The following is a 12,819-nucleotide window of genomic DNA, read 5'->3' on the forward strand; positions in this document are numbered from 1 at the left end:
GTTGCTTTGAATGGATGTTATTTCTTTAAGAAGAGAGTTTCATCAATATCCTGAGGTTGGTTTTACGGAATTTCGGACGGCTTCCCGAGTGGTTGAAATGTTAACCTCCCTTGGATTCGATGTCATCTATGGGAAAGAGGCAATGGATGCTGACTCCCGTCGTGGGGTGCCGGCAGAAGAAGATCTTCAAGTAGCTTATGAACGAGCGTTGCGGGATGGGGCTAATCCTGACATTCTCGAAAAAATGAAGGGAGGCCACACGGCGGTTATCGGCGTACTAAGAGGGAAAGGCAATGGATCTACCGTTGCTTTCCGGTTTGACATGGATGCTTTGCCAATTCAGGAGAGTCAAGATCCTGACCATTTTCCCCAATCGGATGGATTTGGTTCTCATTATGCCGGTAATATGCATGCTTGTGCCCATGATGCCCATACGGCCATCGGTTTAGGATTGGCCCACAAGCTTTCAAAACGGGATTTTTCCGGAACCGTAAAGCTCATTTTTCAGCCTGCAGAAGAGGGGGTGCGAGGGGCTTACGCGATTGTGCAAAAAGGGATCTTGGATGATGTCGATTATATTTTTTGTCATCATCTCGGTACGAATGTTCCTACAGGTGAAATGTACGGTGGTTCCTCGGGTTTTCTGGCCAGCACCAAAATGGCCGCTCATTTTTACGGAGTGCCATCCCATGCGGGAGCGTCCCCTGAAAAAGGAAAGAACGCCTTAATGGGAGCAGCTACGGCTTTGTTGAATATTCATGCGATTCCACGGTTCAGTACAGGTGCCACACGCGTAAATGTGGGAGTGCTGGAAGGGGGAACCGCTGCCAATATCATTCCTGAGTATGCGAAGATGATCCTTGAAACACGTTCCGTTTCAGAGGAAGCCAATCAGGAGTTGGAAAGACGCGTTAAACATATTATTGCCCAGAGCGCAGCCATGCACGAGCTCCGCTATAAAATCGATATTATCGGTGCGGCGATTCCTATTCATTGTGACCCGGAATTAGTGGCCGTCGCTATGGAAGAAGCTGAGCATATCGAAGGATTTTCTTCGGTGAATGGGCTGCAGGAATCCGGTGCACTAGGAAGTGAAGATGCAAGCTTCATGATTCGGCGTGTACAGGAAAGAGGCGGGAAAGGAACGTATATGATAATCGGCTCGGATCTTCCTGCACCGCATCATCATCCGAAGTTTGATATCCAAGAGGAGGTTCTGCCTCTGGCTGTGGACCTTTTATATCGAATTGTTGTACGGATGTTGAGTGAATAGCATACAAACCCATGCTGATTAGGCATGGGTTTGTGCGTTTTACGTATCCACACTTGTTGGTGTATGATGGAAGCTTTCCTGCAAATGGCAGGCTAGTAGGATCGTTAAGAAGTCATCAGGCTCATTAAAGTTAAGATTTAATAATTCTTCAATTTTTTTAAGACGTTGGTAGAAGGTATTGATATGAATATGCAATTTCTCGGCAGTTTGGGTGGCTGACCTGTTGGATGCAATATAGGTAATGAGGGTTTGCTCTAAATGATTGCTTTTCGCTTTTTCAGTCCACAATGGCGAGAGAATTTCATGCAAAAAATGTTGAATTTCTTGAGTCGGCTGGTTCAAGAACAATCGATTGAGGCCAATCTCTTCGTATCGCATAAGGCCTGTCCGGTTCCGGTTGGCCAAATAGACCAGGGTTTTGCTTGCTTCATCGTAACTTTTAGAAATATGTTCTAGCCCCTCATGTGGAGTGCTAATTCCTACTGATAAGGGCGGTCCTTCGCTGCTTTCCCATTCGGCTAAGATGGATCGGAAAAGACGGGTGATCTCCGTGATAAGAGATGGATTCTTTAGCGAAATTAGCAAGGTGACTTTATTATTAAAACCAAAAACGAGCATGTCTACCGTCAGCAACCCTTTTTTTAAGATGGAGGATAACCGATGAATGTTGGCTTCCAATGTTTGTAGATCTTGATAAGCTGTAATTTCAAAGATAGCAACTGACAGAAAGGCAGACAGGTTAATGCCAAGTTCCTTCCCTTTAGCCAGTAATAGCTGTGGGTCTTTGTTTTGCAGTAATTCATTAAAAAATTCATGTGTTTTCTTATAGTACACTTCGGTGAGTGTTTGTTTTTTAACTAGCTCTAGAGCGAGTATCCCTCCCCCTTGTTCGATGGTGATTTGATCCAGCTGAGAAAGCGGTCGAGTCATAGGGACAATGAAACACCCCAAAAAGACGGTACCGGAGTAGATGGGATAAAGATAATGGCTTGTTTGATCGGACAGATCGACATAAACCGGTTTTTTCCTTTGGGAGAAAATTTTTGCGATTTCCTCCATACTGAAAGGCGGATGTTGAAGGATCTGTTTTTTTGAATAATATTCCATATTGAGAAAATCCATAAAGGAAACAGTACGATCCATCATTCGATTGAGCTCTAAAATGATCGTTTCAGTCCCTTTATTTTGCAAGGAGAGCTGGGTTAAAGTTTTATGAATGTCATTTCTCTTTAACAAAAATTGATTCTTAGCCATTAATTGCTCACTTAATTCGGAAACCTCTTCAAATCGCATTTTTAATTCCGAATAAAGTTGTGCATTATGAATGGCGATGGCTGCTTGAGCGGCAAATCCTTGCAGTAAATGTAAATCACGGTTGGTTAGTTTTCCCTCTTTATTGAATTGATGAACGGTCATCACCCCGATCCGCTTTTCGCCCATCGAAACGGGTACACTAATTAAAGCTTTTAGATACGACGTCTTATCTACTGCAGCGTGAAGATGATAATAGTTGCCTTTCGACATAGTACTCATCGCTTGGTAGATTTCCTCTTTTCGACCAAACATAATAGGTTTCCCTTCCTGAAATACATGGCCGGTAATGGCCTCTCCTATTTTCACCCTAAAAGAATGAATATTTTCATTAAAACCGACAGCAGCTTTGGGAACTAAAAGTTCCGTTTCAGGATCATAGAGTTGAAGATACCCGGCATCCATGACAGGGATGAACGTGAGGGCGTTGCTTACGATGTTGGTCAGCAATTCATCCAAATCAAGGGAAGACGTAGTCTTGCGTATACTTTCTATCCATATATCCAATTCGGACTCTTTCGTTAGAATGATCTGTTGAGAATAAGAAAGATAGAAAAGAAGAAATAAATGTTCTAGTTCATCTTCCTTTAGAAGACAGGTTTCGTGAAGCATACCAACCACAACGCGATATTCATCCGGATACGAAAAAGCAAAGTATACGTTATTTTTATGCTGAGTGATGGTGTATTTCGAATTTCCATTTGGAAAGGAAAGGAGGGGCGGAGGGGTTAATTCGCATTCCCCTTGCCTATAGGTCAATTGATAATGGTTATCTTGGGATTGTTGAATCCATACCTGATAAGGAACGTTTTTACATTTTTTATTAAAGAATGACTGAATTAACGTAAAATCATCCATGGTTTAGCGCCTTTCCTATATAAGAATATACATATAATTAGATGATATTATATATAAACCCACATTGATATCATGTATAACATTTTATAATATTAGATAAGTGTTGAAAAGGATGGCGGTGGGAATGTATCTTTCGAAAGCGCTGTTATTTCCAGAGTTGATGCCATAAGAGATTTATTAAGGAGGGTAAATGATGAAGTTGATTCATATCCTTACCTTGCTTCCATTTGTGGGGATGCTGGGTTTATTACCGCAAGTCAATAAGTTGGAACCTTTTGTTTTAGGTTTACCGTTTAACATGTTTTGGATTGTTTTGTGGGTTGTTCTTACGTCCGTTATTTTGGCCATTATTTATCGTCTTGATCCGGCCAATCGGGAAGGGGATGTGTAAATGAATTCGGCTATCTTTATCATTTTTGGTTTTTTGATTCTGGCGATTTACTTAGGGATACGGGCCACAAAAGGGAAAAACATGAGCCTGGAACAATGGTCAGTTGGTGGCCGCGGTTTTGGGGCAGTATTCATCTTCTTTCTCATGGCAGGAGAAATCTATACCACCTTTACTTTCTTGGGAGCCAGCGGATGGGCTTATGGAAAAGGAGGCCCGGCTCTTTATGTTTTGGCGTATTTAAGCCTGTGCTACTTATCGATTTACTGGATTGGACCTATGATTTGGAAATATGCAAAAGATCACAAGCTGATGTCCCAATCGGATTTCTTCGCAAGAAAGTATAATAGTCCGTATCTGGGGGTTCTGGTGGTTATCATTGGTGTCCTCTCACTCATACCTTACATTGTCATTCAATTAAAAGGATTAGGAATTATTGTTTCAGAAGCTTCCTATGGAATGATTTCTCCTTCATTGGCCATTTGGATCGGTGCCATTTCTGTAACCGTTTATGTCATGATTTCCGGAATTCATGGTTCGGCTTGGACAGCCGTGATTAAAGATATTTTAATTTTTGGTGTGGTTATCTTCATCGGGATTTATATTCCTTTTCATTACTATGATGGTGTGGAGCCGATGTTTAAAGAGATCGTATCGGCGCAACCGGACTTCTTGAAGATTCCTGAAGAGGGACTCAGCATTTCCTGGTTCATATCCACCGTCCTATTGGCTTCGCTCGGCAGTATTATGTGGCCTCATGTTTTCAGTGCGGTGTATTCGGCCAAGGATGCGAAATCGATTCGAAAAAATGCAGTCATCAGTCCATTATATACCCTGATGCTACTGTTCATCTTCTTTGTCGGTTTTGCGGCTATACTCCAAGTTCCGGGGCTCAAAGGAGCGGATGCTGATCTTTCTCTATTGCGGCTTTCCATTCAAACCTTCGATCCGTGGTTTGTTGGCTTAATTGGAGCAGTTGGACTATTGGCCGCTATCGTTCCTGGTTCGATGCTCTTAATGACAACAGCGACCGCGTTATCGAAGAACGTTTACCATGTGTTCGTTCCTTCGGCTTCAGAAGAGAAAATTGCAAGATTGGCTAAGGCACTTATTCCAGTCATCACGTTAATTTCTGTCTATTTTACTCTAAGTGGAGGGGATACCATTGTCACCTTGCTCCTGATGGGGCTTAGCTTGGTAACGCAATTGCTTCCTTCTTTTTTCTGCAGTCTCATGAAGAATAATTTTGTCACCAAGCAGGGAGCGGCGGCAGGAATGATCGTCGGTGTAGGCACTGTTATATACATTACAATCACCAAGACGACGATCACCACTTTATTTCCTTCTGCTCCACAGGCACTGCAGGATTTGAACGTTGGAATTGTTGCCTTAGTTGTAAACGTAACCGTCATGGTAATCGCTAGCTTGTTTACTAAAGAGGTCGATTCTCATTCTGCTGATAAAGTAGAATCTCAATCAGCTTAATAAAAAATAGATACAGATAAAAGAAAAAAGGAGTGTAGACATGGTTGAACAGTTATTTTCCAGACTGGAAGGTTTATTTCCAGAGTTAGTGAAGGTTCGTCGCGATCTTCATATGTATCCTGAACTTTCTTTTCAAGAGGAAAATACTCCTCAAAAAATTTCTGACTATTTAAAAGGTTTGGGATTAGAAGTGCGAACGGAAGTGGGCGGCAGAGGGGTAGTCGGATTGTTAAAAGGAGGAAAACCGGGGAAAACGGTAGCCCTGCGAGCTGATTTTGATGCTTTGCCCATCCAGGATGAGAAAGTCGTGGAATACAAGTCTCGAATCCCAGGAGTGATGCACGCTTGCGGCCATGACCTGCATACGGCAGCTCTGTTGGGGGTTGCTAAAGTTTTAAGTGAAGTGAAGAGTGAATTACAAGGAAATGTGGTGTTTATCCATCAGTTTGCTGAAGAGGTGATTCCTGGCGGCGCCAAGCCAATGATTGAAGACGGTTGCTTGGATAGAGTAGATGTGATCTATGGTGCCCATGTCATGTCCGATATTCCGGTGGGGACGGTAGGGATAAAAGATGGGTATATGATGGCTGCCGGAGATACCTTTGAGATTGAGATTCATGGGAAAGGCGCCCATGGAGCCCTGCCGCATTTGTCTGTGGATCCGCTGGTTGCAGGAAGTCAGCTTGTGCTCAATTTGCAGCAAATTGTTAGCCGTCGAGTAGACCCGCTGAAGCCTACAGTCATCTCGATTGGTTCCTTTCAAAGCGGACAAGCGTATAATGTCATCCCTCATACGGCAAAACTCAACGGAACGGTTCGTACGTTTGACGAAGATGTACGAGATTTGGTGGAAGAGGCAATGGGTCAAATCGTCAAAACGACTTGCGAAGGTGCAGGAGCTGACGTGAAATTTGAATATCGCAGAGGGTATCCTGCGGTATGGAATCATGTAGAAGAAACGAAAAAAGTAGAAGTGCTTGCAGCAATGATATTTGGGGTAGATAAAATTAAACATGTGCCTCCTATGATGGGGATGGAGGATTTCGCTTACTATCTGAAGAAAGTGCCGGGATGCTTTTTCTTTGTAGGGGGCCAGAATCCTGATATTGAAGCGACTTACCCCCATCATCATCCCAAGTTTGATGTGGATGAGAGGGCGATTCTTCAGATCGGCAAGCTATTTGTTTCTGTTGTTTTATATGAACTGTCGGATGGTGCTATTAAGCCTGCATAAAAACAAACCCATGCTAATTAGGCATGGGTTTTTGCTCGAACAGGAGAAGAATATCCAAAGGTCTCCCTTAAATGAAAAGCCAATAGAACTTTAAGCCAATCCTCCGGATCGTCAAAATGGAGGTTGAGCAACTCTTCTATTTTTTTGATTCGCTGGTAGAGCGTGTTGGTGTGAATATGAAGCTTTTCGGCGGTTTGAACGTTCGACCTGTTCGAATGAATGTAGGTGAACAGGGTTCGTTCCAGGTCATTGCTGATGGCTTTTTCCGTTCTCAAAGGTGCGAGAATTTCCTGGGTAAAGTGCTGAATTTCAGTGGGTTGTTGATTCAAGAATAATCGGTTAATGCCCATCTCGTCATATTTCATCATGCCTAACCGATTGCGACTTTCTAAATAAAGAAGGACTTTGTTTGCTTCTTCATAGCTATTGGTCATCTTTTTAATTCCCTCGTAGGGATTGCTTATTCCCACACGCAAGGGTGGATTGTCTCGGCTTGTCCACTCTTTCATGATGGAGTAGATGTTTTTTAGCGTCTCTTTTATATGGTGCTGGTCTAACAATGAAAAAACTACGATTACTTTATTGTGACATCCAATAATAAGGCTGTCTTTTTGAGCTTTTTTGATTTGGTTTGCTAATCTGTAGTTATCCGCTCCAAGGGTTTGCAAATCCTGATAGGAGGTCATTTCAAATACAGCTAACATAAATAGGGAAGAAGGGTTGAGCCCAAGTTCTTTTCCTTTGTTTACTAGGTGTTCATGATCCGTTGTTTGGATTAATTCATTGAACATTTCATGGGTTCGCTTGTAATAGACCTCCGCTTGTGTTCGTTTCTTGACTAACTCTAAAGCAAGAATGGAACTCCCTTGTTCGATGGTAATTCGGTCGAGTTGAGAAAGGGGCTTATCTAATGGAGTGATGATACAACCCAAAAAGATGGTCCCTGAAAAGATAGGGTACGTATACAATGATTGATGGCCTTTATCCACGAGATCGATAAATACCGGCTTTCTCCTATGGAAGGAGAGTCTTGAGATTTCATCTAAGCTTAAGGGTGGACGATGCTTTTGATGCTTAGGGAAGTATTCCGTTTCCAGCGCGTCAAAGAAGAACACCGTGCGATCCATCATCCGTGCCATTTCGGTAAGGATCATGTCCCCACCTTGATTATATAAAGATAATTCAGTTAGGGTGTCATGTATTTCGTTCCGTTTTAATAGAAAGTGATTTTTCTCCTTTAATTGATTCGTGAGATGGGTAACCTCTCCTAGCCTTTTATTCACTTCGCTATGAAGCTGAGCATTCTGTATCGCGATGGCGGCTTGGTCGGCAAAAGCTTGCAGCAAGTCTACATCATGTTGTGTTAACTTTCCTTCATATTGATGAATCGTCAGGACGCCAATTCGTTTTTCACCGAGGGAGACGGGGACCGAGGCTAAAACATTCACTTTCTTTGAATTTTCGTTACTGTGAAGTTTTAGGAAATTATCTTGCGAAATATTACTCATGTTTTGATAAATTTCCGTTCTGGAATTATAAAGTCTGGGGCAACCATCCTGGAAAACCTTTCCTGTAATAGACTCTCCAACTCCTATTTTAAGAGAATAGATATCTTGGTTAAATCCAACTTCTGTTTTAGGGATCAAATAGCCCTTTTCAGCATCATACAGTTGAAGAAACCCGGCATGTGCCGTAGGAATGACGGCAAGGGCATTGGTGATGATTTTTGTCAGCAATTCGTCCAAGTCTAGAGAAGAAGTGATGGAACGAATACTCTCCACCATGCTTACCAATTCTTTTGATTTTCTCTGCACCTCCTCCTGGGCAACCAAGACGGAAAAAAGAAGATGAAGCTGTTCAAAGTCTTCCTGTTGAAGAACGATCTTCTGATCAAACATAGAGAGAACGACTTGATAATGATCGGGATAAAAAAGAGAAAGGATGCTTTTACCCTCGAACTCCTGGAAGCAAAATTTATCCTCTGCTCGTACAGAAGGGAAGGGAAGCGGTTGAAATTCCATCCCCTTCTTATAAATTAATACAGGCTCTGTATGTTGCGGTTTACAAAGCCAAATTTGAAAAGGTATGTTGGTTAACTTCCTGTCAATATACTGAATCACACCCAGATCCCTATCCATGATCTACCTCCTGCGTTGTGGTTTTCAACATTGCAAGCGCTTAAACATTGTTTGATCGCACATTGAGTTAATTATAAAATATTTTATAATATTTAATAAATAGGAAAAAGGGGGAATTACATTTGGACCAAGTCTTGCAATTGGCGAACAGCTTTCCGCTTTGGATTTTTGCCTTACTTGTCGTGAGTGTGGTTATTTTTCAGGCCATCATGTTTATCAGGCTATGTTCAAAAGCGAGTTCATCCGTGGGAATGACCTCAGCGGAGGTTCGATCCGCGATTCGAGCAGGGGCAATTAGTTCATTTGGGCCTACTCTGGCCATCGTATTTGTTGCGATTTCCCTCATGACCCTAATCGGTGACCCGATGACTTTAATGCGCATCGCGATTATTGGATCTGCTGCGATTGAAACCGTAGGTGCGAGTCTTGGTGCTAAGGCAGCTGGAGTAGATCTCGGATCTCCCGACTTTACGGCACAGGCTTTTACTGCGGCGGTTTGGGTGATGTGTCTTGGCGGAATGGGTTGGTTGTTATTCACCGCACTTTTTACGAAGTCTCTAGGGAAAATACAAGAAAAAGCGGCTGCCAAGAGCAATAATGTAACCGTTTTAAAATCCATCTCTTTAGCAGCAATGATAGGGGCCTTTAGTTATTTAGGTGGCAGCGAAATGGTGAAAGGTATGGAACAGTCTATCGTATTAGTGGTTGCTTTTATCGTCATGCCTATTATTATGTCGGTTGCCAATAAGCTACATTTAAGCTGGCTAAAGGAATGGTCGCTTGGATTGGTTGTTGTTGTAGGGTTATCCGTAGGTTACTTTATATCTTAGATGGAAGGGTAGGGAAGATATCATGTCAATGGAGACTGCAGGAAAAAACTTAACGATTAGTGAAAATGTTGTGGGGACCGCAATCGATTTTGAAACCTTTCACAAAAAATCCCACTATTGGGGCCGTTTGACGATCTGGTCCGTTATCCTTCTAACGTTAATGGTTCCTCTATACCTTTCCTTTGGACTTGGCTACCATCCCGGTTGGGTCATTATTCTTTCAGGCTTTGCTGCTTATGCATCCATTGTTGCTTTTGTTTGGATCATTGAACCGATCAGTTATTATCCCGTCCTAGGGGTCTCTGGGACCTATCTTGCCTTTTTAACAGGGAATATCGGAAGCATGTGCCTTCCTTGCGCTTCCGTTGCCCAAAGCGTAGTGGGTGCAGAACCTGGAACGAAAAAAGGGGAAATTACCGCCACACTTGCCATCGCTGCTGCTTCTATTACCAATGCGGTCATCTTGTTATTCGTTATACTAGGAGGTTCCTACCTGCTGTCTGTTTTACCAGAATCCATAACTAGTGCCTTCAAATTTGTTCTTCCTGCTATATTTGGGGCTGTCATCGCCCAATTTGCCATCCAAAAGCCCATTTGGGGAATCGTTGGAATTGCCTTTGGTCTCTTTGTTAATCTGGGTCCCGTACCCCGTACGTTCCAAACCTTCCTATGCATCCTTGGAACCGTTGTCGTCTGTATGCTGTTGGAGAAAATGAAGGCTCAAAAGGCACAAAAATAAGCTTTACGTGATATGGAGGAGAGTATGAGTAAACCAAAACTATTACAATTCATGGAAAATCAACAGACGGAATTTACGGACATGGCTCAAAAGATTTGGGAGAATCCGCAATTAGCGTATGAAGAAGAATTTGCCTGCCAATTACAGATGGCCAAGCTAAAGGATGAGGGTTTTCGCATCCAAACCCCGGTTGCAGGAATCTCTACTGCCTTTGTCGCTGAGTATGGCTCAGGTAAGCCGATTATCGGTATATTAGGTGAATATGATGCCCTGCCTGGGCTTTCTCAAACCGTTGATGTGGTTCAAAATCCTATTATCTCTCAAGGTCCTGGCCACGGGTGCGGGCATAACTTGCTTGGTACTGCAGGGGTCGAAGCAATCATTGCCTTAAAAAAGGTGATGGATGCGGAAAATCGAGCAGGTACGATTCGCTACTACGGTTGCCCAGCCGAGGAAGTGCTGTCAGGTAAGAGCTATATGGCCCAAGCAGGTGTCTTTGATGACTTGGACTGCGCTTTAACCTGGCACCCGGGTACGTCCAATATTCCCGTGAATATGAGTATGCAAGCTCTAGTATCAATTAAATTTCACTTTAAAGGTATACCTGCACATGCTGGACAATCCCCCCATGCCGGAAGAAGTGCGTTGGATGCTGTGGAGTTGATGAATGTGGGAGCGAACTATCTACGAGAGCATGTACTGGATGGTTCCCGGATCCACTATGTGATTACCAACGGAGGACTTGCTCCCAATGTCGTACCGGAGGACGCTAGCGTGTGGTATTTCCTCCGAGCAGCGACCAAAAAGCAGGTAGATGAGATGCTGCGGAGGGTACAAAAAATAGCGGAAGGCGCGGCCCTCATGACGGAAACAAGCGTAACCTCCGAACTATTAGCAAACATCTATCAAACTTTGCCCAATGAAGCGTTAAATGATCTGATGGTTGAAAATATGGAAATCGCCGGTCCGACTCCATTTAGTGAAGAGGAGCAGGAATTTGCACGCAAACTAGTAAGTACCATACAGGCGGACGAAATAGAAGAATTGCTACCAATTACTCCTCGTAACGATAAGTCATTGTATGGTAAATCCATGGGAGGTTCATCCGATGTGGGGGATGTCAGCTGGATTACCCCACTAGGGCAAATCATGACCACGTGTGCACCGAAGGGGGTAGAATTCCACACTTGGCAGGCGACTTCCTCCTTTGGTTCCTCCATCGGGTTCAAAGGCATGCATTTGGCAGCCAAAACCATGGCTTTGACGGCTCTTGATCTTCTCTCGAATAAAGATCAAGTATTAGATAAAGCCAAACAAGAATTTCAGCGAAGTACCATGGGAAAGCCTTACGTTCCGGGGATCGGGGAATTCAATCAAGAGATAAAAGTGTAGTTGAAGACGACCCTCCCCCAAGTTTGGTGGAGGGTGTTTAGCTATAGTGCAACTAGGCGACCGCTCAGGGACCAGGTTCCTCCTAAGTAGGTCGCATGTTAACGAGATGAAGAGAATTTGTTCCCATACCAGGAATGATTCCAAGTAGTTGGGCTACCTTGCTTACGTTTTTTCGAGGTTTGATGTGATTTTAGTCTGGTTTTTCAAAGGATAGGCTAACCTTTTGGTTAGGGCCTCCTATTTTAAGCTGATTTTTTAGGTAATTAGGCTTTTGTTTTTCATCATGGGCTGGTCTGGGATCGTATGGCTATAGCTCAGGTCCAAATGCTCACGGAAATTTCAGTATGCTCACGAAAAAGTGGCGGATGCTCACGAGTAGGTACCGTTTGCTCACGTACCTGGTACAATTCCAAATTATTCGGTCCATTTGATCACGAAACTTAGGAACTTGCTCCCAAAACGCCCAGGCCAGGAGGGTACAATGAAAATCCCCTTTGTCTGCGATTTGGTCCTATGTTTTTTCGAGAAATGAAGTGATTTGGGTCTACTTTTTAGAAGTGCAATCTAAACTTCGGTTTAGAGCCCTTCATTTCAGGCTGATTTTTTAAGTAATTTGGCTTTTATTTTTCATCTATCCCTGTTTTCGGCCCCGATTACCCTTGCCCGTGGTCGGATGCTCACGAAATTCCTGATTTGCTCACGGAAAAGTGACGGATGCTCACGAGTAGGTACCGTTTGCTCACGTACCTGGAACCTTTCCAGCTTATCTCGGAGGTTTGGTCACAAAACTCAATGAATTGCTCTCGAACCCGTAATGGTTACAATTAAGATGGAGTGGTTGGATTTACTTTTTCAACTTTAATGCCGGGGATTTTCAAATAAACCGTACCGCAAGCTCGCGGTTCGTGCCCTGAACCAGGCCCGCTCGTTTGAGGTACCGCAAGCCCGTTGTTCTTAGTAGGCGGAGCATCTTTATGATGGACTTTTCAAATAATTGTTGACGAAAATGTACAATGAGAGTAAGATTATTTTCATAATTACAAATTACATATTTCGCGAATGATGATTGTGGGAGAGACTGAATGATGATTTGTTCGGCACCGAAGGAGCAAGCCCCAAAAAAGACCTTGGGATTGAATCTCTCAGGTAAAGAGTACCACGATTGGACGCA

At 43.3% G+C, this 12,819-nt stretch carries 9 protein-coding genes and 1 riboswitch; of the genes, 7 read left to right on the forward strand and 2 right to left on the reverse strand.

The window, feature by feature from the left end:
- Window positions 1-10: 10 nt before the first annotated feature.
- Complete coding sequence (locus EIZ58_RS11270) at window positions 11-1,273, forward strand: amidohydrolase (RefSeq protein WP_134700888.1); 1,263 nt, start codon at window positions 11-13, stop codon at window positions 1,271-1,273.
- Between the two features lie 39 nt (window positions 1,274-1,312).
- On the opposite strand, the gene EIZ58_RS11275 is transcribed toward EIZ58_RS11270, so the two are convergent.
- Window positions 1,313-3,442 (reverse strand): helix-turn-helix domain-containing protein, encoded by a 2,130-nt coding sequence (locus EIZ58_RS11275; protein WP_134700889.1) that lies wholly within the window; start codon window positions 3,440-3,442, stop codon window positions 1,313-1,315.
- A gap of 193 nt (window positions 3,443-3,635) precedes the next feature.
- Between EIZ58_RS11275 and EIZ58_RS11280 the strand changes: the two genes are divergently transcribed.
- From EIZ58_RS11280 to EIZ58_RS11290, 3 genes are read left to right on the forward strand one after another with little or no spacing between them, the layout of a single operon-like run.
- The gene (locus tag EIZ58_RS11280) at window positions 3,636-3,833 is read left to right on the forward strand and encodes a DUF3311 domain-containing protein (RefSeq protein ID WP_134700980.1); all 198 of its coding nucleotides are present in this window, start codon (window positions 3,636-3,638) and stop codon (window positions 3,831-3,833) included.
- On the forward strand, window positions 3,834-5,315 hold the full coding sequence (locus tag EIZ58_RS11285) for a sodium:solute symporter family protein (protein ID WP_134700890.1): 1,482 nt from the start codon (window positions 3,834-3,836) through the stop codon (window positions 5,313-5,315).
- Between the two features lie 40 nt (window positions 5,316-5,355).
- A complete protein-coding gene (locus EIZ58_RS11290; protein WP_134700891.1) occupies window positions 5,356-6,549 on the forward strand; it encodes a M20 metallopeptidase family protein in 1,194 nt (397 codons plus the stop codon).
- Window positions 6,550-6,566: 17 nt separating this feature from the next.
- Here the strand turns inward: EIZ58_RS11290 and EIZ58_RS11295 are convergent, their stop codons facing one another.
- The gene (locus tag EIZ58_RS11295; RefSeq protein WP_134700892.1) at window positions 6,567-8,687 is read right to left on the reverse strand and encodes a helix-turn-helix domain-containing protein; all 2,121 of its coding nucleotides are present in this window, start codon (window positions 8,685-8,687) and stop codon (window positions 6,567-6,569) included.
- 122 nt (window positions 8,688-8,809) lie between these two features.
- On the opposite strand from EIZ58_RS11295, the gene EIZ58_RS11300 reads away from it, so the two are divergent.
- From EIZ58_RS11300 to EIZ58_RS11310, 3 genes are read left to right on the forward strand one after another with little or no spacing between them, the layout of a single operon-like run.
- Window positions 8,810-9,517, forward strand: a complete 708-nt coding sequence (locus EIZ58_RS11300) for a DUF5058 family protein (protein ID WP_134700893.1) — start codon at window positions 8,810-8,812, stop codon at window positions 9,515-9,517.
- A gap of 22 nt (window positions 9,518-9,539) precedes the next feature.
- Window positions 9,540-10,256 (forward strand): small-conductance mechanosensitive channel, encoded by a 717-nt coding sequence (locus tag EIZ58_RS11305; RefSeq protein ID WP_240689015.1) that lies wholly within the window; start codon window positions 9,540-9,542, stop codon window positions 10,254-10,256.
- Between the two features lie 24 nt (window positions 10,257-10,280).
- Entirely contained in the window at window positions 10,281-11,648 is a 1,368-nt protein-coding gene (locus EIZ58_RS11310) for an amidohydrolase (RefSeq protein ID WP_134700894.1), read from the forward strand.
- Window positions 11,649-12,707: 1,059 nt separating this feature from the next.
- Window positions 12,708-12,817: riboswitch (glycine riboswitch) on the forward strand.
- The last annotated feature ends 2 nt before the right edge of the window (window positions 12,818-12,819 follow it).

The sequence above is a fragment of the Ammoniphilus sp. YIM 78166 genome (genome assembly GCF_004522215.1).
In the GTDB taxonomy this organism is placed as follows: domain Bacteria; phylum Bacillota; class Bacilli; order Aneurinibacillales; family RAOX-1; genus YIM-78166.

Coding starts and splice junctions, on each gene's coding strand:
- EIZ58_RS11270 (WP_134700888.1), top strand. CDS start 11: ATGGATGTTATTTCTTTAAGAAGAGAGTTTCATCAATATCCTGAGGTT.
- EIZ58_RS11290 (WP_134700891.1), top strand. CDS start 5,356: ATGGTTGAACAGTTATTTTCCAGACTGGAAGGTTTATTTCCAGAGTTA.
- EIZ58_RS11285 (WP_134700890.1), top strand. CDS start 3,834: ATGAATTCGGCTATCTTTATCATTTTTGGTTTTTTGATTCTGGCGATT.
- EIZ58_RS11310 (WP_134700894.1), top strand. CDS start 10,281: ATGAGTAAACCAAAACTATTACAATTCATGGAAAATCAACAGACGGAA.
- EIZ58_RS11295 (WP_134700892.1), bottom strand. CDS start 8,687: ATGGATAGGGATCTGGGTGTGATTCAGTATATTGACAGGAAGTTAACC.
- EIZ58_RS11305 (WP_240689015.1), top strand. CDS start 9,540: ATGTCAATGGAGACTGCAGGAAAAAACTTAACGATTAGTGAAAATGTT.
- EIZ58_RS11275 (WP_134700889.1), bottom strand. CDS start 3,442: ATGGATGATTTTACGTTAATTCAGTCATTCTTTAATAAAAAATGTAAA.
- EIZ58_RS11280 (WP_134700980.1), top strand. CDS start 3,636: ATGAAGTTGATTCATATCCTTACCTTGCTTCCATTTGTGGGGATGCTG.